Source organism: Streptomyces sp. NPDC107546 (genome assembly GCF_055639175.1).
In genome coordinates, this window is the sequence record NZ_JBVKBA010000026.1 from 54808 (window position 1) to 79933 (window position 25126).

24 protein-coding genes and 2 pseudogenes are annotated in these 25126 nt (G+C 71.2%); 19 read left to right on the forward strand and 7 right to left on the reverse strand.

From position 1 onward, the window contains the following. Window positions 1–59 precede the first annotated feature (59 nt). Window positions 60–860 (reverse strand): annotated as a pseudogene (locus ACZ7L1_RS29835) (alpha/beta hydrolase); the annotation flags it as partial. Window positions 861–1080: 220 nt separating this feature from the next. Between ACZ7L1_RS29835 and ACZ7L1_RS29840 the strand changes: the two are divergent. Then, a complete protein-coding gene (locus ACZ7L1_RS29840) occupies window positions 1081–1941 on the forward strand; it encodes a thioesterase family protein (RefSeq protein WP_471441400.1) in 861 nt (286 codons plus the stop codon). Between the two features lie 402 nt (window positions 1942–2343). Here the strand turns inward: ACZ7L1_RS29840 and ACZ7L1_RS29845 are convergent, their stop codons facing one another. Continuing rightward, window positions 2344–2547 carry a cold-shock protein gene (locus tag ACZ7L1_RS29845; RefSeq protein WP_402436710.1) on the reverse strand — a complete coding sequence of 68 codons (204 nt, stop codon included), beginning with the start codon at window positions 2545–2547 and terminating at the stop codon, window positions 2344–2346. A 310-nt stretch (window positions 2548–2857) separates the two neighbouring features. Here ACZ7L1_RS29845 and ACZ7L1_RS29850 point away from each other — a divergent pair, with 310 nt between their 5' ends. Beyond that, entirely contained in the window at window positions 2858–3823 is a 966-nt protein-coding gene (locus ACZ7L1_RS29850; RefSeq protein ID WP_471441402.1) for a helix-turn-helix transcriptional regulator, read from the forward strand. A gap of 57 nt (window positions 3824–3880) precedes the next feature. Here the strand turns inward: ACZ7L1_RS29850 and ACZ7L1_RS29855 are convergent, their stop codons facing one another. Then, a complete protein-coding gene (locus ACZ7L1_RS29855; protein ID WP_471441404.1) occupies window positions 3881–4507 on the reverse strand; it encodes a TetR family transcriptional regulator in 627 nt (208 codons plus the stop codon). Between the two features lie 134 nt (window positions 4508–4641). Here ACZ7L1_RS29855 and ACZ7L1_RS29860 point away from each other — a divergent pair, with 134 nt between their 5' ends. The 3 genes from ACZ7L1_RS29860 to ACZ7L1_RS29870 all read left to right on the forward strand — a co-directional run bounded on the left by ACZ7L1_RS29860 (window position 4642) and on the right by ACZ7L1_RS29870 (window position 6410). Further along, window positions 4642–4809 carry a hypothetical protein gene (locus ACZ7L1_RS29860; protein WP_471441405.1) on the forward strand — a complete coding sequence of 56 codons (168 nt, stop codon included), beginning with the start codon at window positions 4642–4644 and terminating at the stop codon, window positions 4807–4809. Window positions 4810–4848: 39 nt separating this feature from the next. Further along, entirely contained in the window at window positions 4849–5157 is a 309-nt protein-coding gene (locus ACZ7L1_RS29865) for a DUF4190 domain-containing protein (protein WP_471441406.1), read from the forward strand. Window positions 5158–5246: 89 nt separating this feature from the next. Continuing rightward, on the forward strand, window positions 5247–6410 hold the full coding sequence (locus ACZ7L1_RS29870; RefSeq protein WP_471441408.1) for a cysteine desulfurase family protein: 1164 nt from the start codon (window positions 5247–5249) through the stop codon (window positions 6408–6410). A 16-nt stretch (window positions 6411–6426) separates the two neighbouring features. Here the strand turns inward: ACZ7L1_RS29870 and ACZ7L1_RS29875 are convergent, their stop codons facing one another. Next, window positions 6427–7083 carry an N-acetylmuramoyl-L-alanine amidase gene (locus ACZ7L1_RS29875; protein ID WP_471441410.1) on the reverse strand — a complete coding sequence of 219 codons (657 nt, stop codon included), beginning with the start codon at window positions 7081–7083 and terminating at the stop codon, window positions 6427–6429. A gap of 84 nt (window positions 7084–7167) precedes the next feature. On the opposite strand from ACZ7L1_RS29875, the gene mnmA reads away from it, so the two are divergent. Next, window positions 7168–8292 carry a tRNA 2-thiouridine(34) synthase MnmA gene (gene mnmA / locus ACZ7L1_RS29880; protein ID WP_471441412.1) on the forward strand — a complete coding sequence of 375 codons (1125 nt, stop codon included), beginning with the start codon at window positions 7168–7170 and terminating at the stop codon, window positions 8290–8292. A 22-nt stretch (window positions 8293–8314) separates the two neighbouring features. Here mnmA and ACZ7L1_RS29885 read toward each other — a convergent pair whose 3' ends face one another. Beyond that, window positions 8315–9097, reverse strand: a complete 783-nt coding sequence (locus ACZ7L1_RS29885) for an alpha/beta fold hydrolase (protein ID WP_471441414.1) — start codon at window positions 9095–9097, stop codon at window positions 8315–8317. 36 nt (window positions 9098–9133) lie between these two features. Next, window positions 9134–9457 (reverse strand): DUF427 domain-containing protein, encoded by a 324-nt coding sequence (locus ACZ7L1_RS29890; protein ID WP_471441416.1) that lies wholly within the window; start codon window positions 9455–9457, stop codon window positions 9134–9136. A gap of 51 nt (window positions 9458–9508) precedes the next feature. Here ACZ7L1_RS29890 and ACZ7L1_RS29895 point away from each other — a divergent pair, with 51 nt between their 5' ends. The 5 genes from ACZ7L1_RS29895 (at window position 9509) to ACZ7L1_RS29915 (ending at window position 16569) form a co-directional block, all read left to right on the forward strand. Beyond that, window positions 9509–10048, forward strand: coding sequence for an LOG family protein (locus tag ACZ7L1_RS29895; protein WP_471441418.1), 540 nt, complete (start codon window positions 9509–9511; stop codon window positions 10046–10048). A 15-nt stretch (window positions 10049–10063) separates the two neighbouring features. Next, a complete protein-coding gene (locus ACZ7L1_RS29900) occupies window positions 10064–10762 on the forward strand; it encodes an SDR family oxidoreductase (protein WP_471441420.1) in 699 nt (232 codons plus the stop codon). A 29-nt stretch (window positions 10763–10791) separates the two neighbouring features. Then, window positions 10792–11799, forward strand: a complete 1008-nt coding sequence (locus ACZ7L1_RS29905; protein WP_471441422.1) for a methionine synthase — start codon at window positions 10792–10794, stop codon at window positions 11797–11799. 15 nt (window positions 11800–11814) lie between these two features. Next, a complete protein-coding gene (gene ligA, locus ACZ7L1_RS29910) occupies window positions 11815–14010 on the forward strand; it encodes an NAD-dependent DNA ligase LigA (RefSeq protein WP_471441424.1) in 2196 nt (731 codons plus the stop codon). A gap of 225 nt (window positions 14011–14235) precedes the next feature. Further along, window positions 14236–16569 carry a putative bifunctional diguanylate cyclase/phosphodiesterase gene (locus ACZ7L1_RS29915; RefSeq protein ID WP_471441426.1) on the forward strand — a complete coding sequence of 778 codons (2334 nt, stop codon included), beginning with the start codon at window positions 14236–14238 and terminating at the stop codon, window positions 16567–16569. Between the two features lie 17 nt (window positions 16570–16586). Here the strand turns inward: ACZ7L1_RS29915 and ACZ7L1_RS29920 are convergent, their stop codons facing one another. After that, complete coding sequence (locus ACZ7L1_RS29920; RefSeq protein WP_471441428.1) at window positions 16587–17171, reverse strand: TetR/AcrR family transcriptional regulator; 585 nt, start codon at window positions 17169–17171, stop codon at window positions 16587–16589. Window positions 17172–17258: 87 nt separating this feature from the next. Between ACZ7L1_RS29920 and ACZ7L1_RS29925 the strand changes: the two genes are divergently transcribed. The 8 genes and pseudogenes from ACZ7L1_RS29925 (at window position 17259) to ACZ7L1_RS29960 (ending at window position 25071) form a co-directional block, all read left to right on the forward strand. Continuing rightward, entirely contained in the window at window positions 17259–17630 is a 372-nt protein-coding gene (locus ACZ7L1_RS29925) for a DUF4267 domain-containing protein (protein ID WP_471441430.1), read from the forward strand. A 31-nt stretch (window positions 17631–17661) separates the two neighbouring features. Further along, entirely contained in the window at window positions 17662–18156 is a 495-nt protein-coding gene (locus ACZ7L1_RS29930) for a cupin domain-containing protein (RefSeq protein WP_471441432.1), read from the forward strand. Between the two features lie 275 nt (window positions 18157–18431). Further along, window positions 18432–18728 (forward strand): Asp-tRNA(Asn)/Glu-tRNA(Gln) amidotransferase subunit GatC, encoded by a 297-nt coding sequence (gatC, locus tag ACZ7L1_RS29935; protein WP_004925108.1) that lies wholly within the window; start codon window positions 18432–18434, stop codon window positions 18726–18728. A 6-nt stretch (window positions 18729–18734) separates the two neighbouring features. After that, window positions 18735–20237: an Asp-tRNA(Asn)/Glu-tRNA(Gln) amidotransferase subunit GatA gene (gene gatA / locus ACZ7L1_RS29940; RefSeq protein WP_471441435.1), complete on the forward strand. Its 1503-nt coding sequence runs from the start codon at window positions 18735–18737 to the stop codon at window positions 20235–20237. Continuing rightward, complete coding sequence (locus ACZ7L1_RS29945) at window positions 20234–20476, forward strand: hypothetical protein (RefSeq protein WP_103838024.1); 243 nt, start codon at window positions 20234–20236, stop codon at window positions 20474–20476. Before gatA ends, ACZ7L1_RS29945 begins: the two co-directional genes overlap by 4 nt. Window positions 20477–20492: 16 nt before the next feature. Beyond that, on the forward strand, window positions 20493–22007 hold the full coding sequence (gene gatB / locus ACZ7L1_RS29950; RefSeq protein ID WP_471441437.1) for an Asp-tRNA(Asn)/Glu-tRNA(Gln) amidotransferase subunit GatB: 1515 nt from the start codon (window positions 20493–20495) through the stop codon (window positions 22005–22007). Window positions 22008–22278: 271 nt separating this feature from the next. Continuing rightward, window positions 22279–24519 (forward strand): MMPL family transporter, encoded by a 2241-nt coding sequence (locus ACZ7L1_RS29955; RefSeq protein WP_471441439.1) that lies wholly within the window; start codon window positions 22279–22281, stop codon window positions 24517–24519. After that, window positions 24497–25071 (forward strand): annotated as a pseudogene (locus ACZ7L1_RS29960) (GNAT family N-acetyltransferase). The gene ACZ7L1_RS29955 and the pseudogene ACZ7L1_RS29960 overlap by 23 nt, the downstream one beginning before the upstream one ends. Window positions 25072–25126: the final 55 nt, after the last annotated feature.

Genomic DNA, 25126 nt, shown 5'->3' on the forward strand with positions numbered 1-25126 from the left:
GCGGCCAGCGAGTTGCGCTCGCCGATCGGGTCGTTGTAGCCGGACAGGCTGATCGCGGCCCGGTAGCGGTCGGGGTGCGCGACCGCGAGCTTCGCGGCGCAGTGCGCCCCCGCGGAGTATCCGGCGGCCGCCCATCCGTCCGGGGCGGGCTGGGCGCGGAAGTTGTCCATGACCATCTTGGGCACGTCGATGCTGAGCCAGGAGTCGGCGTTCACGACGCCCGGGACGTTCGCGCAGCCGGTGTCGACCTTGGCGATGAGGTTGGTGCGCGGCGCCACCAGGATGAACGGCTGCACCTGCCCGCTCTGCATCAGCGGCAGCAGCTGCTCGTGCACCTTCAGTGAGCCGAACCAGGCCTTGGCCGAGCCCGGGTAGCCGGACAGCAGCTCCACCACCGGGAACTTCTTGTCCTTGTAGGCGGGGTCGTTGTACTGCGGCGGCAGCCACACGTAGACCTCGGCGTCGACGCCGGAGACCCGGCCCTTGAGCTGGGTGACCTCCACCCCGCCGGCCGCGTGCATGCCCGGGCCGTCGGCCGGAGTGAATGTCTGTTTGACCTTGGGCAGGGCCTTGACTTGGATGCCGCCCGTGCCGTCCTTGCCGAGGTCGGCGGCCTGCTGCACGTGGTCGCCCGTGCCGAACAGGTCGGACCAGTTGTCGTAGAGGCTGTTGGCGTTGTTCACCAGGACGAAGACGAGGGTGACCGCCGTCGCCTGTGCGAACACGAGCATGAGCACCCGGACGGCCTGGCGCAGCACCATCGGGCCCCGCAGCCGCGACCACAGGAACAGCGGCAGGATGAGGGCGATCGCCAAGAGGACGATCGACGTGATGAGGAACGGCGTCCCGGTCAGGCTCATCGGCTATGCGGCTCTTCCTGTGAACGGGCGGAACGGGCTGTACGTCTTCTGAGAGGGAGACAGCGGGCCGTCGGTCACGGACGAGTGGGGACACTTACCGAGAAATTGCCAAAACCTCACCGGAGAACGGCCGAAATTCGTCCTGAGGTCCGGCGCGGCGTCACGTACTCGACACACTCCAAAGCTACTGCTTAGTAATTACCTGTTGTACGGTTCTGGCATGCCAGAAGCAGCTACCGCGCCGGCCGCGCGGGCGACGATCGGCGACAGCGAGTTCGACCGCGACACCGCCGTCACCCGACGGGAACCCGGCGTCTACGACATCGACCTCTCCGCCGGCTGGACGATCATCAACGCCGTCAACGGCGGCTATCTGCTGGCCGTCCTGGGCCGCGCCCTCGCGGACGCCCTGCCGCACCCGGACCCGTTCACCGTCTCGGCGCACTACCTGACCGCCTCCCAGCCGGGTCCGGCCGTCGTGCGCACGGACGTGGTGCGCACCGGCCGCACCCTCTCCACGGGCCAGGCGTCCCTCTTCCAGTACGACGAGGAGGGCCACGAGGTGGAGCGCATCCGTGTCCTCGCCTCCTACGGCGACCTGGACTCCCTCCCCGACGACGTCCGTACGAGCGCGCGGCCGCCCGCGATGCCGCCTCTGGACCAGTGCTTCGGCCCCGAGGACGGTCCGGCGCCGGTCCCCGGCAGCTCGGCCATCACCGACCGGCTGATGCTCAAGCTGGACCCCGCGACCCTGGGCTGGGCGCTCGGCGCGCCCTCGGGGAAGGGCGAGATGCGGGCCTGGTTCGGCCTCGCCGACGGCCGGGACGCCGACCCCCTGTCCCTGCTGCTCGCGGTGGACGCACTGCCGCCCACCGCCTTCGAGCTGGGAATCTCCGGCTGGGTACCGACGATCGAGCTGACCGTACACGTGCGCTCCCGCCCGGCTCCGGGCCCCCTGCGCGTCTCGATCACCACACGCAACCTGGCCGGCGGCTTCCTGGAGGAGGACGCGGAGGTCTGGGACACCGACGACCGCCTGGTCGCACAGTCCCGCCAACTGGCCCGCGTCAAACTGGCCTGACCCGAACGCCGGGGGCGGAGCCCCACCGGGGTGCAGGGGCGGAGCCCCGCCAGGGGGCCGGGGAGCGGAGTCCCCGGCGGGATCCCAGGGGCAGAGCCCCTGGTGGGGTCGAAGGGGCGAAGCCCCTGGGCATGGGAACGGGTGAGGGTGGCGGGGCGAAACTCGTCCCCGCCGCCCCGACGCGCCCCCCGCCCTACCCGTCCAGCGGCCGACGGCCGAGCCACGCCGCCAGGCGCACGTAGGCGTCCGCCCCCTCGGGGACCGGAACCGCCTACGCGAACGGCAGGTCGTCACCCCGTTCCACCTCCGGCAGGACAAGGCGAGCCACCGCGAGCGCGAACTGCGAAAACGAGGCCCCGGCCGGTGGGTGCACCCCGGCCGGGGCCTCTGTTGCGTGCGGCGTTACAGGGGGCGGATGTTCTCCGCCTGCGGGCCCTTCTGGCCCTGCGTAACGTCGAACTCGACCTTTTGACCCTCGTGGAGCTCGCGGAAGCCCTGGGCGGCGATGTTCGAGTAGTGGGCGAAGACGTCCGGGCCGCCGCCCTCCTGCTCGATGAAGCCGAAGCCCTTTTCCGCGTTGAACCACTTCACAGTGCCAGTAGCCATGTGCCTGTCTCCTTCGAAAGGACTCGTATCGGGTCTCGCACCGTGCGGGATCCGGAGGTGATCGCCCTGGTCCGGAGAGGCGTTGAACAGCAAAAACGCCCGCGATGCGATCACGGGCGAACGGGACTTCGGAACCACGACTGCTGATCACGACGCTACACCGGCTGGCGCCGCTCGGCCACACGGTTTTGGACATTGAGGCGCGTGGCCCTGGAGCCGCACGCGTGCAGAAGCCGCGAAAGCAGGGTCGACCGGGCACGATCTCGGGGGCGCGCTCAGCGCGTGTACGACGGCCCGCGATCCTGTGGACGTGAAGTCAGACCGCCTGCTGTCGATCCTCCTGCTGCTCCAGACCCGCGGCCGCGTCCCCGCCCACGAACTCGCCGAGCGGCTCGAGGTGTCGGTGCGCACCGTCTACCGCGACATCGAGGCCCTCTCGGCCTCCGGCGTCCCGGTGTACGCGGAGCGTGGACGGCACGGCGGCATCGAACTGCTCGCCGGATTCCGTACGGACGTCACGGGCCTGACCGCCGACGAGTCCCGCGCCCTGTTCATCCTGGCCGCCCAGGGCGCGCACGCCGCGCTCGGCCTCGACGCCGCCCTCGGCTCCGCGCTGCGCAAGGTGATGGCGGCGCTGCCCGCTCCGCACCGCCCGGCCGCCGAGGCCACCAGCCGCCGCATCCTGGTCGACGCCACGCGCTGGAAGGGCGGCCCGCAGTCCGCCGTCGACCTGGACACCCTCCAGGACGCGGTGTTCGCCGACCGCCGCCTCAGGCTGCGCTACCGGCACAGCGGGGCCACCGCCCCGCGCACGTACACCGTGGACCCGTACGGGCTCGTCTCGAAGGCCGGCGTCTGGTACCTGGTCGCCGACCGCCGCGGCACCCCCCGGCTGTTCCGCGCGGACCGGGTGCGCTCGGCGACCCTGCTGCCGGACCCGGTCCGGCGGCGCCCCGGTGTCGAACTCGCCGACGTCTGGGAGGTGCTGCGCCGCCAGGTCGAGGAGCGGCCGGACGGCTTCGAGGTGACGGTGCGGGTGCGCCGCGCCATCCTGGACATGTTCCAGCGGCTGGCCGCCTCCGCGCTCGTCGCCCTGCCGGAGGACGACGGCGAGAGCCCCTGGGTGACCGCCCGGCTTTCGTACGGGTTCGTCCGCGAGGTGCGCCAACTGCTGATGTTCGCCGACCGGTTGGAGGTCCTGGCACCGCCCGAAGCCCGCGAGGAACTGGCGCGGGCGGCGGCCTCCGTCGCAGAACTGTACCGGCGCGAGGACTGAGCCCCGGCACGAATTTGCAGGCGAGCAAGGTGGTTCGGCGCCCCTGTCGCCCGCCCGTCACGCCTTCCAGTGGTGGCGGCCGATGCTGATCAGCCGCATCCGCTGGATGGCGAGCCGGGCCACCCGTTCCCGGTCCTCGGCAGCGCCCTCCATGGCCTCCAGGAACTGCGAGGCGGTCATCAGCATCTGGTCGACGTACAGACCGGCGAGCATCAGCAGGTCCTCCTCGCTCCACCCGGCGGACTCGGGGTGCTCGGCCAGAGCGACCTTCACCTCCTCGGCGAACCGGGCGAGTTGCAGGCGTATCGCCTCCCGCACCGGCTGGACGCCGCCGTGCCGTTCGCGGGCGATGAACCGTACGTGTGCGGGGTACGCGTCCACATGACGGGCGATCAGGCCGACGGCACGCTCGATGCGTTCGTCGTTGTCGCCGGTCGCGGAGACCGTGGACTCGATCATCGGATGGAGGCTGCCGAGGGCCTCCTCGACCAGCTCCACGCCGAGATCCGCGGTCGACCGGAAATGCCGGTAGAAGGCGGTCGGCGCGACGCCGACCGCACGGGTGACCTCGCGCAGCCCCAGGCTGCTCAGACTCTGCTCCTCCAACAGACCGAGCGCCGCGTCCAGCAGCGCCTGTCGGGTCTTCTGCTTCTGGACCTGTCGGATGCCGAGGGTGTGACTCATGCCATGCAGTTAACAACTGTTCTCTGTAATTGGAAAGCCATGGGACGCGCTAGACTGGGAAGTCAGTGAACAAGTGTAACCACAACTGTTCACCAAAACGTCACGAGAGGCATCCCGAAGGGGGATCTCGTCCCATGCTGTTCCTCGTCGCCGCACTCCTGCTGCTGGGCACCGTCCTGGGCACCGTGGCCCACGCCCCGCTCTCCTTCACCCTCGTCGCCGCGGCCGTCATCGCCGCATGGCTCGCGGTCTTCACGGTCCGCGAGCGGCACGGACGCCGTCGGCACACGTCGGCCCACTAGAACCGCCGTACGTCCTTCGACTCTCGGGAGCTGATCCTCATGCAACTCACCGCCGTCCGAACCAAGGACACCGCCGCACCCGGCAAGACGACCGCCGCTGCGGCCGGCCGCACCGGCGTGCGCGACGCGAACGGCATGGCCGTGGCGTCCTTCATCCTCGGCCTGCTCGGCCTGCTCGTCCTGAACCTCGTGCTGGGCCCGATCGCCATCGTCCTGGCCGCGGTGGCCCTGTGGCGCGGCACGTCCCGCCGGGGCCGCGCCCTGCTGGGCCTCGGCCTGGGCGTGGCGGACCTGGTGCTCCTGGTGACGTTCATGCAGATGGACCACACGGTGTCCTGGAGCTTCTGACCGCCGCCGTCACCAAGCCGGGTGCGGCGGGCCGCCGAGGCCCGGTCACGCCGGCCACCAAACGGGTGGGGCCTAGAATTGGCGTCACCATGGCATACCTCGACCACGCCGCGACCACCCCGATGCTCCCCGAGGCGGCAGAGGCCCTGACCGCGCACCTCGGCGTCACGGGCAACGCCTCCTCGCTGCACGCATCGGGCCGCCGCGCCAGGCGAACCGTCGAAGAGGCCCGCGAAACCCTCGCGGAAGCCCTCGGCGCCCGCCCCAGTGAGGTGGTCTTCACCTCCGGCGGAACCGAGGCCGACAACCTCGCCGTGAAGGGCCTGTTCTGGGCCCGCCGCGCCGCCGACCCGGCCCGCACCCGGGTCCTCGCCAGCCCCGTGGAACACCACGCCGTCCTGGACGCCGTCCACTGGCTCGGCGAACACGAGGGTGCCACCGTCGAGTACCTGCCCGTCGACTCCTACGGCCGCGTCCACCCCGAGGCCCTGCGCGAGGCCATCGCCCGCGACCCCGACGACGTCGCCCTCGCCACCGTGATGTGGGCGAACAACGAGATCGGCACCGTCATGCCGGTCCGCGAACTGGCCGAGACCGCAGGCGAGTTCGACGTCCCGCTGCACGCGGACGCCGTCCAGGCCTTCGGCCAGGTCCCCGTCGACTTCGAGGCCTCGGGTCTCGCCGCGATGACGGTCTCCGGCCACAAGATCGGCGGCCCGTACGGCATCGGCGCGCTGGTCCTCGGCCGCCAGTACAGCCCTGTCCCGGTGCTGCACGGCGGCGGCCAGGAACGCCATGTGCGCTCCGGCACCCTGGACGTGCCCGCCATCGCCTCCTTCGCGGTCGCCGGACGGCTCGCCGCCGAGCAGCGCGAGTGGTTCGCCCACGAGATCGGCGCCCTGCGCGACGACCTGATCGAGGAGGTCCGCAAGGCCGTCCCGGACGCGATCCTGGGCGGCGACCCGGTGGACCGGCTCCCGGCCAACGCCCACTTCACGTTCCCCGGCTGCGAGGGCGACTCCCTGCTCCTGCTGCTGGACGCACAGGGCATCGAGAGCTCCACGGGCTCCGCCTGCACGGCAGGGGTGGCCCAGCCGAGCCATGTCCTGCTCGCCACCGGCGCCGACCCGGACCTCGCCCGCGGCACCCTGCGCTTCTCCCTGGGCCACACCTCCACCGAGGCCGATGTGGAGGCGGTCGCGAAGGCGATCGGCCCCGCGGTGGAACGCGCGCGCACGGCGGGACTGACCTGACCGGGTCCTCCGAGCCCTACCGGGCCCGCGCCGCCCGCTCCCGCCCTACGAGCCCCATGTACCGCTCCCAGTCCCAGTGCGGCCCCGGATCCGTGTGGTCCGTCCCCGGCACCTGGGCGTGGCCGATGATGTGCTCACGGTCGACGGGTATCCCGTACCGCCCGCAGACCGCGGCTGTGAGCCGCGCCGACGTCGCGTACATCGCGTCGGTGAAGGACGACGCCCGCTCCACGAACCCCTCGTGCTCGATGCCGACGCTGCGCTCGTTGTACTCCCGGTTGCCCGCGTGGAACGCCACGTCCAGCTCGCGGACCATCTGCGTGATGCGGCCGTCCCGGCGCACTATGTAGTGCGCCGCCGCACCGTGCCCCGGATCCTGGAACACCTTCACCGCGCTGCTGTAGCCGCCCTGGGTGACATGGATGATCACACGGTCTATGCCGTAGTCGTCCGGCCGGTCCGCGCGCCGCAGGTTCGCCGGCGACGCGGCCAGCCACCGGGCACCGGGGAAGTCGACCGCGCCCTCCACCCGCGGTTTCTCGACGCCGGGCAGCCGCCACCACACATGCGCCAGCTCGTGCCGCGCCAGCACGGCCGTGCCCACGGCGGCCGCCGTGCCGCCGAGGAGCAGCGCCCGTCTCCCGAGCCGCCGGTCGCCGTCCCTGTCCGTCATGTGATCCCCCATGTGATCCCCGCTGTGATCGTCAACGGATACTCCCCGACAGCGGTTCCCACGGCCCCGTACCCTTGAAGGGCTATGACTGACACCCCGCAGCGCCCCCTCCGCGTCCTCGCCGCCATGTCCGGCGGGGTCGACTCCGCCGTCGCCGCCGCCCGCGCCGCCGAGGCGGGCCACGAAGTGACCGGCGTCCACCTCGCGCTGTCCGCGAACCCGCAGTCGTTCCGCACGGGCGCGCGCGGCTGCTGCACCATCGAGGACTCGCGCGACGCCCGCCGCGCCGCGGACGTCATCGGCATCCCGTTCTACGTCTGGGACCTCGCCGACAGGTTCCGCGAGGACGTGGTCGAGGACTTCGTCGCCGAGTATGAGGCCGGACGCACCCCAAACCCCTGCCTGCGCTGCAACGAGAAGATCAAGTTCGCGGCGCTGCTCGACAAGGCGCTGGCGCTGGGCTTCGACGCGGTCTGCACCGGCCACTACGCGAAGATCGTGACGTTGCCCGACGGCTCCCGCGAGCTGCACCGCGCCTCCGACATGGCGAAGGACCAGTCGTACGTCCTCGGAGTGCTCGACGAGAAGCAGCTCGCGCACGCCATGTTCCCGCTCGGCGACACGCTCACCACCAAGGACGAGATCCGCGCGGAGGCCGAGCGACGTGGCCTCGCGGTCGCCAAGAAGCCCGACTCGCACGACATCTGCTTCATCGCCGACGGCGACACCCAGGGCTTCCTCGCCCGCCGGCTCGGCAGGGCCGAGGGAGACATCATCGACGAGTCCGGCGCCAGGCTGGGGACGCACGACGGCGCGTACGGCTTCACGATCGGCCAGCGCAAGGGCCTCAGGATCGGCACCCCGGCCCCGGACGGCAAGCCGCGCTACGTCCTGGACATCTCCCCGGTGACGAACACGGTCACCGTCGGCCCCGCGTCCGCCCTGGACGTCTCCGCCCTGACCGCGATCAAGCCCCGCTGGTGCGGAACGGCCCCGGCCGGCCCCGGCACCTACACGGCCCAGCTCCGCGCCCACGGCGGCGAGACCGAGGTGACCGCGGAACTGGTCGACGGCCAACTGAGGGTCCGCTTCACCGAGCCGGTCCGCGGTGTGGCCCCCGGCCAGGCCATCGTCCTGTACGACGGCACGCGCGTGGTGGGCTCGGCGACGATCGCGTCCACGACGCGGGCGACCACCGCGGTGGCGTAGCCCGCGGCCACCGGCCCGGAGGCTACCGGTCGAAGAACTCCGCCAGCACCGGCGCCAGCACCTCGGGATCCACCATGTGGGTCTGGCCCTCCAGCGTGCGGTGCGTGCCTCGGGGTGCCGCCTGGGCGATCGCCTCGGCCGCCCTGCGCAGCCACGGAGGGCTCGCATCACCCGCGACGGCCAGGACCGGGGCCGCGATCGAGGCCAGCCGCTCCCGCGGCAGAAGGCCGTCGCCCATCACGGCGTCGTCGTAGGCGAGGGTGTGCGCGATCGCCTCCATGTCCGCCCACATGGGGGACTGGCGGGCGGTCGCGATCACCGCCTCGGCCAGGCCGGTGAGCCTCAGGAACAGCTCCACCGCGTCCCCGCGCCGCCCGGCCGCGAGCGCCTCGGTCAGATTCCGGGTGTACTCCGCGCGCTCCTCGGCGCCGCCCTCCCCGTAGTCGGCGAACGGCACCTCGTACACCGCGACCTGACGAACCGGCAGCCCGATCGCAGCCGCCCGCAGCACCAGCGCGCCGCCCGACGAGACGCCGTACAGCGCCGCCTCGCCGCCCGCGGCCTCGATGAGCGCCGCCAGGTCCTCGACCTCGCGGTCCACGGCGTACGGCGCGGTGTCGCCGCTCGCGCCGCGGCCCCGGCGGTCGTACACGATGACGCTGAAACGGTCCGAGAGGCGCGCGGCCAGGGGCGCCACCGTGGCGCCCGTGGACATCGCGCCGCTCACGAGGACGACCGCCGGGCCCTTACCGGTGCGTTCGTAGGCGATGGGGGTGCCGTCGCGCGAGATGGTCTGCTTGTCCATGCTTTCGAGACTGCCCCAGACCGCGGCGCTAATCGGTCACGACACCTCGACTTCGTAGAAGCAGAGGTGGTCCTTGATCCGGGCGACGTCCGGCTTGGGGTCCGGATACGCCCAGACGAGATCCGGCGCGTCCGGCAGGGACCAGTACGACGCCGTCCCCTTGAAGGGGCAGACCGTGTGGGTGTCCGAGGGTGTCAGGAGGTCCGTCCGGACGTCCTCGACGGGGATGTAGTACCGCACGGGACAGCCGGTCTCGCGCAGTACCAGGGCGCGGTCGCTGTCCGCCAGGATCTGTCCGCCGTGCACCACGCGCACGTGCCGGTCGCCCTGCTCGATGGTGATCGTGTGTCCTTCGGTCATACCGGAACAGCGCTCGCGGGGACCCGGTTCTTCCCGCGTACGGTGGTCGGCATGAACATCTGCGTCTTCCTCTCCGCCGCCGACCTCTCCGAGACCTACACGCGGCCCGCCCGCGAGTTCGCCGAACTGCTCGGCAAGGGCGGGCACACCCTGGTGTGGGGCGGCTCGGACGTCGGGCTGATGAAGGTGGTGGCGGACGGGGTCCACGAGGCCGGCGGCCGGCTGATGGGCGTCTCCGTCGAGTTCCTCTCGCACAAGGCGAGGGAGGGCGTCGACGAGATGGTGGTCGCCAGGGACCTCGCCGAGCGCAAGAAGCTGCTCCTGGAGAAGGCCGACGCCGTCGTGATCATGGTGGGCGGCACGGGGACGCTGGACGAGGCGACCGAGATCCTGGAGCTGAAGAAGCACGGGCACACCGACAAGCCGGTGGTCCTGCTGAACACGGCGGGCTTCTACGACGGCCTGAAGGAGCAGTTCCAGCGCATGGAGGACGAGGGCTTCCTGCCCAGGCCCCTCGCGGACCTGGTGTTCTTCGCCGAGGAGCCGGTGGGGGCGCTGGCGTACCTGGAGGAGTCGCTGGGGATCCAGTGACACGGTGGTGCGAGCATGGCGGGCATGGCTACTCATGTGATCACCGGTGCGGGCTCCGGCATCGGCGCGGCCGTCGCCCGCCGCCTGCAGGCGCGCGGGGACGACCTCCTGCTGCACGCGCGAGACGCGGGGCGGGCGAAGGAACTGGCCGCGGAGTTCCCCGGGGCGCGGACGCTGGTGGGCGACCTCGCGGAGCCCGACAGGCTGTCCTGGGCCCTCTCGCACCAAAGCCTGCCGGACCGGGTGGACTCCCTGCTGCACATCGCGGGCGTGGTCGACCTGGGCCGGGTGGGCGAGCTGACCCCGAAGTCCTGGCACCACCAGCTGAACGTCAACCTGATCGCGCCCGCCGAGCTGACCCGCCTCTTCCTGCCGCAGCTGCGCGCCGCACGTGGCCAGGTGGTGTTCGTGAACTCGGGGGCGGGCCTGAACGCCCACGCGGAGTGGTCGGCGTACGCGGCCTCCAAGCACGGCCTGAAGGCCCTCGCGGACTCCCTGCGCGAGGAGGAGCACGGGAACGGCGTCCGGGTCACCTCGGTCTACCCCGGCCGCACGGCGAGTCCGATGCAGGCCAAGGTCCACCAGCAGGAGGGCAAGCAGTACGACCCGTCCCGGTGGATCGATCCCGAGTCGGTGGCGACGACGGTCCTGATGTGCCTGGACCTGCCGAGGGACGCGGAGGTCAACGACGTGACGGTGCGGCCGGGGCGGTGACCGTACGGCCGATTGCATAGGCTGCCGGGGTGAGTGAGAACAGCCAGTTCACCTTCGGTGCCGCCACCGGCGTGGGGTCCATGCCCGGTGCGGACGCCCGGGAGGCGGCCAAGACCGTCACCGGGAGCTTCGAGGACTTTCCGTTCCTGGCCGAGCTGCCCGCGCGGGGGCCCGGCGCGGACATGATCGGGCGGACCGCGGGGATGCTCGTCGACCTGTACGCGCGCGTGGAGCCGAGCGGCTGGCGGATCGGGGACCGGCCGGGCCGGGACACCCGGCGGGCCCGCTCCTGGCTCGGCGAGGATCTCGACGCGCTCGAGGAGTTCACCGAGGGCTACGAGGGGCCGCTGAAGGTGCAGGCGGTGGGCCCGTGGACGCTCGCCGCCGCGCTGGAGCTGAAGAACGGCGAGGCCGCCCTCTCCGATCCGGGCGCCTGCCGCGACCTCGCCGGCTCGCTCGCCGAGGGCCTGCGGCTCCACCTCGACGAGGTGAAGAGGCGTGTCCCCGGCGCCCGGCTCGTCCTCCAGCTGGACGAGCCGTCCCTGACCGCCGTCCTGCGCGGCCGGGTGAAGACCGCGAGCGGCTACCGCACCCACCGCGCCGTCGACCGGCAGGTCGTGGAGGCCACGCTGCGCGACGCGGTCGGCGTGCACGTGGACGGCCCGGTCGTGGTGCACTCCTGCGCCCCGGACGTCCCGCTCGCTCTCCTGCGCAGGGCCGGTGCCGCCGCGGTCTCCTTCGACTTCTCCCTCCTCACCGAGCGTGACGACGAGGTGATCGGGGAGGCCGTGGAAGGGGGTACACGGCTGTTCCCCGGGGTGGTGCCGTCCACGGACGGCCCATTGTCAGACCCTGCCGGTAGCGTCATGGGTGTCAGGACGCTGTGGCGCAGGCTGGGGCTGAATCCGGGGCTTCTCGCGGAGGCGGTCACGGTCACGCCGACGTGCGGGCTCGCGGGCGCCTCCCCGGACTACGCGCGCAGGGCGCTCGCCCACTGCGTCCGGGCGGCGAGATCCCTCGCGGACAACCCAGAGTAACGGGAGGACAACACGGTGGCCGGCGACAAGCAAGCGGAGACGACGGTGCCCGTCGAGGCCCGGGAGCAGCACGCGCGGCTCGCCGAGCAGATCGAGGAGCACCGCTTCCGGTACTACGTGAAGGACGCTCCCGTCATCAGCGACGCGGAGTTCGACCAGCTCCTGCGCTCCCTCGAAGCGCTGGAGGAGCAGTACCCGGAGCTGCGCACCCCGGACTCGCCCACCCAGAAGGTCGCGGGGGCGTACGAGACGGAGTTCACGGCCGTCCAGCACCGCGAACGCATGCTCTCGCTGGACAACGCGTTCGACGACGAGGAGCTCGCCGCCTGGGCCGAGCGCGTCGCCAAGGAGGTCGGCACCTCCGCGTACCACTTCCTGTGCGAGCTGAAGGTCGACGGTCTCGCGGTCAATCTGACGTACGAGCACGGCCGCCTCACGCGCGCGGCGACCCGGGGTGACGGCCGCACCGGCGAGGACATCACCCCGAACGTCCGTACGATCGCGGAGATCCCGGACCGTCTCAAGAGCGACCACGTCCCCGACCTCGTGGAGATCCGCGGCGAGGTCTACTTCCCGATGGAGAAGTTCGAGGAGCTCAACGCCCGGCTGGTGGCGGGCGGCGACAAGCCCTTCGCCAACCCGCGCAACGCGGCGGCCGGTTCCCTGCGCCAGAAGGACCCGCGCATCACCGCCACCCGCCCGCTGCACATGGTGGTCCACGGCATCGGCGCCCTGAAGGGCCTCAAGGACGGCCTCACCCGTCTCTCCGAGGCGTACGACCTGCTGAAGTCCTGGGGCCTGCCCACCGCCCGGCACAACAAGGTGGTCGACGACCTCGACGGCGTACGGCAGTTCATCGCCTACTTCGGGGAGAACCGCCACTCCGTGGAGCACGAGATCGACGGAGTCGTCGTCAAGCTCGACGAGATCCCGCTCCAGGGCCGCCTCGGCTCCACCTCCCGCGCCCCGCGCTGGGCGATCGCGTACAAGTACGCGCCGGAGGAGGTCAACACCAAGCTCATCAACATCCGCGTGGGGGTGGGCCGTACGGGCCGGGTCACGCCCTACGCCCAGGTCGAGCCGGTGACGGTGGCCGGCTCGGAGGTCGAGTTCGCCACCCTGCACAACCAGGACGTGGTCAAGGCCAAGGGTGTGCTCATCGGCGACACGGTGGTGCTGCGCAAGGCCGGTGACGTCATCCCGGAGATCCTCGGCCCGGTCGTGGACCTGCGCGACGGCACCGAGCGGGAGTTCGTGATGCCGTCCGAGTGCCCCGAGTGCGGCACACCGCTGCGGCCCATGAAGGAGGGCGACGTCGACCTCCGTTGCCCGAACGCGCGTACGTGCCCCGCCCAGTTGCGTGAGCGTCTGTTCTACCTCGCGGGGCGCAAGGCGCTGGACATCGAGCACTTCGGTTACGTGGCCGCCGCCGCCCTCACCAAGCCGCTGGAGCCGGCCGAACCGCCACTGAAGGACGAGGGCGACCTGTTCGACCTCACCGTCGAACAGCTGCTGCCCATCAAGGCGTACGTCCTCGACCAGGACAGCGGCCTGCCCAAGCGTGACCCCAAGACCGGCGAGGAGAAGATCGTCACGGTCTTCGCCAACCAGCAGGGCGAGCCGAAGAAGAACGCGCTCGCGATGCTGGAGAACATCGCGGCCGCCAAGGAGCGTCCGCTCGCCCGCGTCCTCACCGGCCTGTCGATCCGTCACGTCGGCCCGGTGGCGGCCGAGGCGCTGGCCCGCGAGTTCCGGTCCATCGAACGGATCGACCAGGCGAGCGAAGAGGAGCTGGCGGCCACCGACGGGGTCGGGCCCATCATCGCCGCCTCCCTCAAGCAGTGGTTCGCCGAGGACTGGCACCGCGACATCATCCGCAAGTGGAAGGCCGCGGGCGTCCGTATGGAGGAGGAGGGCTCCGGCGAGGACGAGGGGCCGCGTCCGCTGGAGGGGCTCACAGTGGTCGTCACCGGAACGCTCGGGCAGTACACACGGGACGGGGCGAAGGAGGCGCTGCAGAGCCGTGGCGCGAAAGTGACCGGTTCTGTCTCCAAGAAGACGTCCTTCGTCGTGGTGGGCGAGAATCCTGGATCGAAGTACGACAAGGCCATGCAGCTGAAGGTCCCCGTGCTGGATGAGGACGGTTTCGCCGTCCTGTTGGAACGAGGGCCGGAAGCAGCCGCGGAAGTCGCGCTTCCCACCGGGCAGTAGCGGTTGAAGGTCACCCGTTCGGCGCATACCAGATGCATACGGGTGGCCGGGTCGCATTCGGGCAACCGTCGACGACCGCTGCCCGGGAAAGCCTTCCGCGGCCTACTGTTGAGCTGTGCGCCTGCCGTGCCCGGACGCGTGGTGGGTTTTCAGTCGCGGTGCCGTTGACGGTTCGTCGGGCAATCGGGCCGCGTGGCGAGGGCACCGGCTGTGAGAGGGACGGGAATGGAACCGACCAAGAGCGCCGCCCCGGACTCACGGCTGCGCCTGCGCCGGGTGTCCGGCGCCTGGCGGGCGGGGCGCCGGATCGTGCGGCCGTCCGGGCACGCGGGTACGGGCGGCCCGCGTGCCGTGCCACGGGCCATGCCGGAGGCGCCCTCCGGCTCCGGCTCCGGAGCCCCGGCGGGGAGCACCACGGGTACAACCTCGCTGCCGGCCCTGCCGCCCGGCACCGGCGCGCTCGCCGACGGGAGTTCCTGCGGACTGCCCGGCCAGGACGGGGAGCGGCACATGTCGTGGCCCGCGCTGCCCGCGGTCGTGGTCGCTGCCGCCGGGTTCGTCCTCGGCGCCGGCTTCTACCGCGCGTTCGGCGAACACCACGCGCTGTTCCCGTCCGGCGCCGTCGGCTGGTCCCTGGCCGTGCTCACCGGCATCATCGTCGGCCACCTGGTCATGCTCGGCCGCTCCCGCTGGTGGGGCGGCACGGGCTCGGGCGCCGCCCTCACCCTCGCCGTCCTGCTGTTGTACGGCTGGGTGCCCGCCGTGATGGTCAGCCTCACCGTCGTCGTCCTGGTCGGCGCAGCCCGGTTGGACCGCTGGCGGCAGGGCATACTGCACGGCGCGGTCGACCTCCTCGGCATCGGCGCCGGAGCCCTCGTACTGGCCGCCTTCGGGCGTGTGCCGACCGTCGAGACGCCCTGGGACCCGGGCACCTGGACCCTCTACGCCGCCCCCCAGGTCGTCCTCGTCGCCACCGCGTACCTCGCCGTGACCCGGCTGCTCCTGTGGTACCTGCACGCGCCGCGCACCGGCGGCCTGCCCACCGTTGCCCGCACCGCCCTGGTCCGGCACGGACTCGTCGCCGTCGCGCTGCTCGGCATCGCCCCGCTGGTCTGCGTCGTCGCCGTCGCGGTGCCGGTCCTGCTGCCGCTGTTCTCCATCCCGCTCATCGCCCTGGACTCCACCCTGTGGATAGCGCGCGCCCGCGCCGAGGAGCAGCTGCGCGACCGGCTGACCGGGCTGCCCAACCGGCAGTGGCTGCTGGAGCGCACCTGGACGGCCCTCGACGACGCCGAGCGGATCGGGGCACGGGCCGCCCTGATGCTGATCGACCTCGACCGCTTCCGGTCCGTGAACGACACGCTCGGCCATCTCGCGGGCGACCGGCTGCTGCTGCAGATAGCCGAGCGGCTGCGGCTGGCCCTGCCGCGCGGGGCGGAGGCCGCGCGGCTCGGGGGCGACGAGTTCGCGGTCTTACTGCCGGTCGCGGACTCCACGACGTCCGCGTCGAGGGCGGCCCGCAACCTGGTCGCCGCGCTCGGCTCACCGCTCGATCTGGACGGGCTCACGCTCGTCCTGGAGGCCAGCGCCGGGGTCGCCGTCTTCCCCGACCACGCGCTGGACGCGGAGGGGCTGCTGCGGCGGGCGGACGTCGCGATGTACCAGGCGAAGCGGGACCGCACCGGGGTGGAGGTGTACGAGTCCAAGCGGGATTCGAACACTCCCGACCGGCTCGGGCTGCTGGGTGATCTGCGGCGCGCGCTGGACGCGCACGAGGTGCAGTTGCACTACCAGCCGAAGGTGCGCTTCGACGGCCAGGTCGCCGGGCTCGAGGCGCTCGTGCGGTGGGTGCATCCGGAGCGAGGGAAGGTGCCGCCGGACGAGTTCATCGCGATCGCGGAGTCGTCCGGGCTGATGCCGCACCTGACGGAGTACGTGCTGGAGACGGCGCTCGAGCAGGTGGCGCGGTGGCGGGCGCAGGGGCTCACGGTGCCGGTCGCGGTGAACGTCTCGCCGCGCGACGTCCACACGCCGGGGTTCGCCGGGTCGGTCGCGGCGCGGCTGGCGCGGCACGGGGTCCCGGCGGGGGCGCTTCAGCTGGAGATCACGGAACACGTGCTCCTGGAGGACCCCCAGCGGGCCGCGGACACCCTGGCGGGGCTGGCCGGGCACGGCGTGAAGATGTCGCTGGACGACTTCGGTACGGGCTACTCGTCGCTGGTCCATCTGCGGCGGCTGCCGGTGAGCGAGCTGAAGATCGACCGGTCGTTCGTGGCGCGGCTCGCGGTGGACGCGGAGGACGCCGAGATCGTGCGCTGCACGGTGGACCTGGCGCATTCACTGGGCCTGCTCGTCGTCGCGGAGGGCGTCGAGGACGACGAGACATGGGAGCGGCTGCGGGACCTGGGCTGCGACGCGGTGCAGGGGTGGCTGGTCGCGGCGGCGATGCCGGCGGAGGAGACGACGGCGTGGCTGCGGGCCCGAGGAGTGCGAGGGTGGCAGCGCCCCAGGGCCGCGCTGCCCGCGGCCACCGCGGACGACCCCGGGCGGCTCGGCTGACCCGACAGCCGCCGTGATCAGTTCGTTCCCGCCGCGAAGTGCGCGATCAGCAGGGCGAGCCGGCGTTCATGGGCCTCGGTCGGCAGGCGTCCGCTGCGCATCAGCGTGACCAGCCCGTGCAGCGCGGCCCAGTAGGTCTCCGCGAGCAGGCCCGGGTCATCGCCCTCGCTCGCGATGGGCTCCACGGTCCGGAGCAGTTCACCGAAGGCTTCCTGCAGGGCGGCGGGCGCCTCGGGCGTGGCGAACGGCAGGTCCACGGGGTGGGTGAACACCGCGTCGTACAGCGCGGGCCGCCGCCGCGCGAAGGCGGTGTACGCCTCGCCGACCGCGGCCAGTGCCGCGCGCGTGCCGTCGGCCGCCGTGCGCGCCGCCCGCAACTCGACGGCCAACTCGGCGCAGCCCTCTACCGCGACCGCCGCCATGATGGCGTCCTTGCCCTTGAAGTGGCTGTACAGGACGGGCTGGCTGTACTCGATCTCGGCGGCGAGCCGCCGGGTGGTGACGGCGTCCCAGCCCTCGGCCTCCGCCAGCTCCCGCGCGGCCGTCACGATCAGCCGCTCGCGGTCCGCTCGTTCGCGCTCCCGGCGCGTCTGAATCGTCATGCCTCGAATTCTAGCATCGCTAGTATTTCTGCCGACGATCTGCTAGCTTCGCTCTTGTCCCTAGCCCTGCTAGAAAAGAGAAGAGACATGACCATCGCCGCGTACTCCCTGGCCGTCGTGCTCAACCTGTTCTGTCTGTTCCTCGGGTACCGGTTCCTGTTCCAGCCCGGCCCCGCCGCGGCCGGCTACGGCGTTCCCGCCCGGCCGGACGGCGACGCCGGCGCCTACCTGACCGTCAAGGGCCTCAGGGACGGCACCTACGGCGTCGCGGGCCTGGCGCTGCTGGCGTTCGTCGGCGCCCGTGCCGAGGCCTGGTTCATGCTCGCAGTGGCGCTCGTGCCGCTCTTCGACACGCTGATAGTCCTGCGTCACGGCGGCACGAAGGCCGTGGCCTTCGGGATCCACTTCGCCACCGCGGTCGTTGTCCTCATCAGCGCCGGTCTGCTCTTCGCCGTCTGATCACACCCGTACCGACACCAGGGAGTCACACATGTCGATGTTCGTCCCGAAGTTCGACGAGTCCGTGATCGTCCGGGAGGCGGAGGCCGAGGTGGTCGGCCGTGCCCCGACCACGATCCGGCTGCTGGCCGACAGCAGCCGGACGGGTGGGGCGCTGTCCACGCAGCGTGTCACCCTCGCGGCGGGCGCCGACGGAGCCAAGCCGCACTGGCACGACAACTCCGCCGAGATGTTCTTCCTGCTCGACGGCGCCGCCGACATCCTCTCCGGGGAGGACATCGTCACCGCCGGACCCGGCGATCTCGTCATCGTCCCGCCCGGCAAGCCGCACGCCTTCGCCGCCGTACCCGGTGCGGACGCCGACCTGCTCATCGTCATCACTCCGGGCGTCGAGCGCTTCGAGTACTTCCGTCACCTCCAGCGCATCGCCCTCGGAGAGGCCACCCCGGAGAGCCTGCTGAAGGTACAGGACCTCTACGACAACCACTTTCTGCGCAGCGAGGCCTGGGAAGGGCGCCGAAGCTGAGGGGCGGGCGCCCGGCCCGGCGTCGAAGCCGAGGGGCGGCCCCGGCAAACCGTTTCACGGCGACCGGTCCCCGCCCCATAGGATTAGGACCTGTCGACACATTCCCGCCTGCCGTGAGACGCCTGGCACGCACTCCCCCGAGCTCTTCGAGCCGGGGGGACCCCCAGCCGGGTCGCACGCACCAGACGCCGCACGGCCCGCCCTCCGGGCGGACGACGGGAATGTGCCGACAGGTCCTAGGCCCAAACCACACACTCACCCCAGAGGATCGCTGCATGCCTGGCATCACGCGCGAGGAGGTCGCCCACCTCGCCCGGCTGGCGCGTCTGGAGCTGAAGCCCGAAGAGCTCGACCACTTCGCCGGCCAGCTCGACGACATCATCGGCGCGGTCGCCCGCGTCAGCGAGGTCGCCGACCAAGACGTACCGCCGACCTCTCACCCGCTGCCGCTGACGAACGTCATGCGCCCGGACGAGGTCCGCCCCTCGCTCACCCCCGAGCAGGCGCTGTCCGGCGCCCCGGCCCAGGAGCAGCAGCGTTTCAAGGTGCCGCAGATCCTGGGGGAGGAGTAGCCCGCCATGACGGACAAGAACAGCATCATCCGGCTCACCGCCGCCGAGACGGCCGCGAAGATCGCCTCCGGCGAGCTGACCGCCGTCGAGGTCGCCGAGGCCCACCTCGACCGGATCGAGGCCGTCGACGAGAAGGTGCACGCCTTCCTGCACGTCGACCGTGCGGGTGCGCTCGCCCAGGCCCGGGCGGTCGACGAGAAGCGGGAGCGCGGCGAGAAGCTCGGCCCGCTCGCCGGTGTGCCCCTCGCGCTGAAGGACATCTTCACCACCGAGGGCATCCCGACCACCGTCGGCTCCAAGATCCTCGAGGGCTGGATCCCGCCGTACGACGCCACCCTCACCAAGAAGCTGAAGGAAGCGGACGTCGTCATCCTCGGCAAGACCAACATGGACGAGTTCGCCATGGGGTCGTCGACGGAGAACAGCGCGTTCGGGCCGACCGGCAACCCGTGGGACCTCACCCGTATCCCCGGCGGTTCCGGCGGTGGGTCGAGCGCCGCGCTCGCGTCCTTCCAGGCGCCCCTGGCCATCGGCACCGACACCGGCGGCTCCATCCGCCAGCCCGCGGCCGTCACCGGCACGGTCGGCGTCAAGCCGACCTACGGCGGTGTCTCCCGCTACGGCATGGTCGCCTTCTCCAGCTCCCTCGACCAGGGCGGTCCCTGCGCCCGTACGGTCCTGGACGCGGCCCTGCTGCACGAGGTCATCGCGGGCCACGACCCGCTGGACTCCACCTCAATCGACGCCCCGGTCCCGCCGGTCGTCGAGGCCGCGCGCAACGGCTCCGTCGCGGGCATGCGCGTCGGTGTCGTCAAGCAGTTCCGCGGCGAGGGCTACCAGGCCGGCGTCCTGCAGCGCTTCGACGAGTCCGTCGCGCTCCTGAAGGAGCTGGGCGCAGAGATCGTCGAGCTGGACTGCCCGTCCTTCGACCTGGCGCTGGCCGCGTACTACCTGATCGCCCCGAGCGAGTGTTCCAGCAACCTCGCCCGCTTCGACGGCCTGCGCTACGGCCTGCGCAGCGGTGACGACGGCACGCACTCCGCCGAGGAGGTCACCTCCCTGACCCGTGCCGAGGGCTTCGGCCCCGAGGTCAAGCGCCGCATCATGCTCGGCACCTACGCGCTGTCCAGCGGCTACTACGACGCGTACTACGGCTCCGCACAGAAGGTCCGTACGCTCATCACCCGCGACTTCGAGAAGTCGTTCGAGAAGGTGGACGTGATCGTGTCGCCCACGACCCCCACCACCGCCTTCCCGATCGGCGAGCGCGCCGACGACCCGATGGCGATGTACCTGGCGGACCTGTGCACCATCCCGGTCAACCTGGCCGGCAACGCCGCCATGTCGCTGCCCTGCGGTCTGGCGCCCGAGGACAACCTCCCCGTCGGCCTGCAGATCATCGCCCCGGCGATGAAGGACGACCGTCTCTACAAGGTCGGCGCCGCCGTCGAGGCCGCCTTCGTGGAAAAGTGGGGGCACCCGCTTCTCGAGGAGGCTCCGTCGCTGTGAGTAAGGCACTGTCCAAGGCCAAGGGCTTCAAGAAGTCCAAGTCCGGTACGTACCTGTCCATGGCCACCACCGCGTTCGGCGCGATCAGTGTCGCGAAGCAGGTCAAGAAGGCCCGCCTCGAACACGACACGCTGCGCCTGATCGACGCCGCCGTGTCCGCCGCCGCCATCGTCACCGGCCTGGCCCTGCTCGTGCGGGAGCTGAAGCGCCTGGGCGACGACGACGTCCTGCTGGGCTGAGAGGGAAAGTTTCACCGTGACCACCATGACCGACCTGGTGTCGTACGAGGACGCACTGGCGTCGTACGACCCCGTCATGGGCCTCGAGGTCCATGTCGAACTCGGCACCAGGACCAAGATGTTCTGCGGCTGTTCCACTGCGCTCGGCGCCGAGCCGAACACCCAGACCTGCCCCACCTGTCTCGGCCTGCCCGGCTCCCTCCCGGTCGTCAACTCGACCGGCGTGGAGTCCGCGATCAGGATCGGTCTCGCGCTGAACTGCGAGATCGCCGAGTGGTGCCGCTTCGCCCGGAAGAACTACTTCTATCCGGACATGCCGAAGAACTTCCAGACCTCCCAGTACGACGAGCCGATCGCCTTCAACGGCTACCTCGACGTGCAGCTGGAGGACGGCACCACCTTCCGCGTGGAGATCGAGCGCGCCCACATGGAGGAGGACACCGGCAAGTCGACGCACGTCGGCGGCGCCACCGGCCGTATCCACGGCGCCTCCCACTCCCTGCTGGACTACAACCGCGCCGGCATCCCGCTGATCGAGATCGTCACCAAGCCGATCGTCGGCGCCGGCGAGCGCGCTCCCGAGGTGGCGAAGGCGTACGTCCGTGAGCTGCGCGAGCTCATCCGGGCGCTCGGCGTCTCCGAGGCCCGTATGGAGATGGGCCAGATGCGCTGTGATGTGAACCTGTCGCTGATGCCCAAGGGCGCGGAGAAGTTCGGCACCCGCAGCGAGACCAAGAACGTCAACTCGCTGCGGTCCGTCGAGCGCGCCTGCCGCTACGAGATCCAGCGCCACGCCGCCGTGCTCGACAGCGGCGGCACGGTGACCCAGGAGACCCGCCACTTCCACGAGGACACCGGCACGACCACCTCGGGCCGTACCAAGGAGGAGGCCGAGGACTACCGGTACTTCCCCGAGCCGGACCTGGTGCCGGTCGCGCCCGCGCGCGAGTGGGTCGAGGAGCTGCGCACCTCGCTGCCCGAGCTGCCGCTGGTGCGGCGCAACCGGCTGCGCGAGGAGTGGGGCGTCTCCGCCACCGACATGCAGGCGATCTTGAACGCCGGCGCCCTGGACCTGATCGTCGCCACCATCGACGCGGGTGCCGAGGCGGCCGCCGCACGCAAGTGGTGGATGGGTGAACTGGCTCGCAACGCCAACGAGTCGGGTAAGGCCCTGGAGGAGCTGCCGATCACCCCTGAGCAGGTCGCGCGCGTGACCAAGCTGGTGGAGTCGGGCGACCTGAACGACAAGCTGGCCCGCCAGGTCATCGAGGGCGTCCTCGCGGGCGAGGGCACCCCGGACGAGGTCGTGGAGAAGCGCGGTCTGAAGGTCGTCTCCGACGAGGGCGCGCTGACCGCCGCCGTCGACGAGGCCATCGCCGGCAACCCGGCCATCGCGGACAAGATCCGCGGCGGCAAGGTGGCCGCGGCCGGAGCCCTGGTCGGCGCCGTAATGAAGGCCACCCGCGGCCAGGCCGACGCGGCCCGCGTCAAGGAGCTGATCCTTCACAGGCTCGGCGTCAGCGAGGGGTGAGAGACAGCGCGGAACGCTCCCGAGGGGCAGTACACCGAACCTGGTGTACTGCCCCTCGTTCGCTTACAAAAACCTTATGGGGCGACAGAGTTACTGGGATTGTCCTGTGACTTGGGTCCCATTCCCGTGAGTAACCCCACGAAAGTGACAAACGATCTTTTTCGGCTGCGAAAGTGTTGTGGATTGCTCATGTGTTCTTTGCGGGCTGTTCAGTTCCCTCAGCGGCTGTCCCCGGGCAAAGATCCACGAATTACCCCAGGGAGCACGATCTGTGGCAGCCCTTGCACGTTGGTGTGTCCGCCACCGCCTTCTCACCGTTCTGCTGTGGCTGATCGCCTTCGCCGGCGTCACCGCGGCGGCAACCGTCACGGGCTCCGCGTACTCGAACAACTACGGCGCCCCCGGCACCGAGTCCGACCGCGCCTACCGGTTGATCCAGAAGAGCTTCCCGCACCTCGGCGGCGACAGCGACACCGTCGTCTGGCACAGCTCCGGTGGCAGCGTGCGCGACACCGACGTCCAGCAGACGATGACCCGCACCCTGGACCGCATCGCGGACCTGCCCGGCGTCGCCTCCGTCACCAACCCCTACGAGGGCAACCGCGGCGACGCGATCAGCCAGGACGGCCACACCGCGTACGCGACGGTCACCTTCGCCCACGAGGCCCAGGACATCAAGAAGGGCGAGGCCCAGGCCGTCGTCAGCGCCGCCAAGGCCGCCGAGACCCGCGGGCTCCAGGTGGAGCTCGGCGGCAGCGCCGTCTCGCTCACCGAGGCGCAGGGCGGGCACCTCGCCGAGGCCATCGGCGTGGCCGTCGCCGCCGTGGTCCTCTTCCTCGCCTTCGGCTCCCTCGCCGCCTCCCTGCTGCCCATCGCGACCGCGCTGATCGGTGTGGGCACCGCCTACTTCGGCATCGACCTGCTCGGGCACGCGATGACCGTCGCCGACTTCGCGCCCATGCTCGGCCTGCTGATCGGGCTCGGCGTCGGCATCGACTACGCGCTGTTCATCGTGACCAGGCACCGCCGCAGCCTCAAGCGCGGCGTCCCGGTGGCCGAGGCCGCCGTGAACGCCGTGCACACCACCGGACGGGCCGTCGTCTTCGCGGGCGCCACCGTCTGCATCGCGCTGCTCGGCATGCTGATCCTCCGGCTCGGCTTCCTCAACGGCGTCGCGGTCGCAGCCTGCCTGACGGTGCTGCTCACCGTCGCGGCCTCCGTCACCCTGCTGCCCGCCCTGCTGTCCTTCATCGGCCCGCGCGCCCTGAGCAGGCGCGAGCGGCGCAGGCTCTACGAGCACGGGCCCGAACCCGAGATGCCGACCGGGCTCGCGGCCCGCTGGTCCGCGTTCGTCGAGCGCCACCCCAAGAAGCTCGGCGCCCTCGCCCTGGCCGTCATGGCGCTGCTCGCACTGCCCACGCTCTCCCTCCACCTGGGCACCTCCGACCAGGGCAACGACCCGAAGTCGGCGACCACCCGACAGGCGTACGACCTCCTCGCCGAGGGCTTCGGCCCCGGCGTCAACGGCCCGCTCACCCTGGTCGGCAAGGTCGGCGGCGCCGAGGACAAGCTCGCCCTGGACAACCTCGACTCCACGCTCGCCGCGACCAAGGGCGTCGCCGCCGTGACGCCGGTGACGTACAACGGCAGCGGCACCACCGCGTACCTCACCGTCGTACCCGACTCCGCCCCGCAGTCCCAGCAGACCAGCGACCTGGTGAAGCGGCTGCGCTCCGACGTGCTGCCGCCCGCCGAGAAGGGCACCACCCTCGACCTGTACGTGGGCGGGGTGACGGCCGGCTACGACGACTTCGCGAGCGTGATCGTCGGCAAGCTGCCGCTGTTCGTGAGCGTGGTCATCGGCCTGGGCTGCGTGCTGCTCCTGCTGGCATTCCGGTCCTTCGGCATCCCGGTCAAGGCCGCCGCGATGAACCTCGCCGCCGTCGCCGCCGCCTTCGGCGTGGTCGTCGCGATCTTCCAGTGGGGCTGGGGGAGCGAGCTGCTGGGCCTCGGCAGCGCCGGACCGATCGAGCCCTTCCTCCCCGTGATCATGGTCTCGGTGCTCTTCGGGCTGTCCATGGACTACCAGGTGTTCCTGGTCAGCCGCATGTACGAGGAGTGGCTGGAGACCGGCGACAACCGCCGCGCCGTGCGCATCGGCCTCGCCGAGACCAGCCGGGTGATCAACTCGGCCGCCGTCATCATGATCTCCGTCTTCCTGTCCTTCGTGCTCGGCGGCGACCGCGTGATCGCCATGTTCGGCATCGCGCTCGCCTCCGCCGTCGCCCTGGACGCCTTCGTCCTGCGCACCCTCCTCGTCCCCGCCCTGATGCACCTCCTCGGCACCGCCAACTGGTGGCTGCCCTCCTGGCTGGAACGCCGGCTGCCGCGGATCAGCATCGAACCGCCCGAGTGTCGTGCGACGATCCCTGGGCGGCGTCCCGAGGAGGACATCCTGGTCGACGTACTGCTGAAGGAGCGGGAACAGGATGTACGCGATATCCCTGGGTGACGACGGAGCAGAGCTGCGGCCCCTGGAGCTGTGGCACGCCGAGGAGCTCCTCACGCACCTCGACCGCGGGCGGGAGTTCATCACCCAGCACATCCGGTTCGGGGAGAACGCCACCGACGTGGACTCCGCCCGGGAGATCCTCAAGGGGTACGCCGACAAGCGCGCCGCAGACAGCGGCTTCCTGCACGGGCTGTGGCTGGACGGCAAGCTGGTCGGCGGACTGCTCTTCCGCGTCTTCGACGCCGCCGCCGGCAACTGCGAGCTGGGCTGCTGGCTGGAGCCCGCGGCGGCCGGGCGGGGCCTTGTCACCCGTGGGGCGCGGGTGCTCATCGACTGGGCGTTTGACGAGCGCGGCATGCACCGTGTGGAGTGGTACGCGTCGTCCGCCAACGAAGCGAGCATCAACGTGGCGCGACGGCTCGGCATGACCCGGGAGGGGGTGCTCCGCGAGGTGTACCCGCACCGGGGTGTCGTCAGGACATCGAGGTCTGGTCGGTGCTCGCCCCCGAATGGCGTGCGGCACACGCGCGTGACGACCGCGACGACCACTAAGAGTCGATCATCAAGGATCGATCACCAGAGTCGATCATTAAGGGACCTCTCAGAC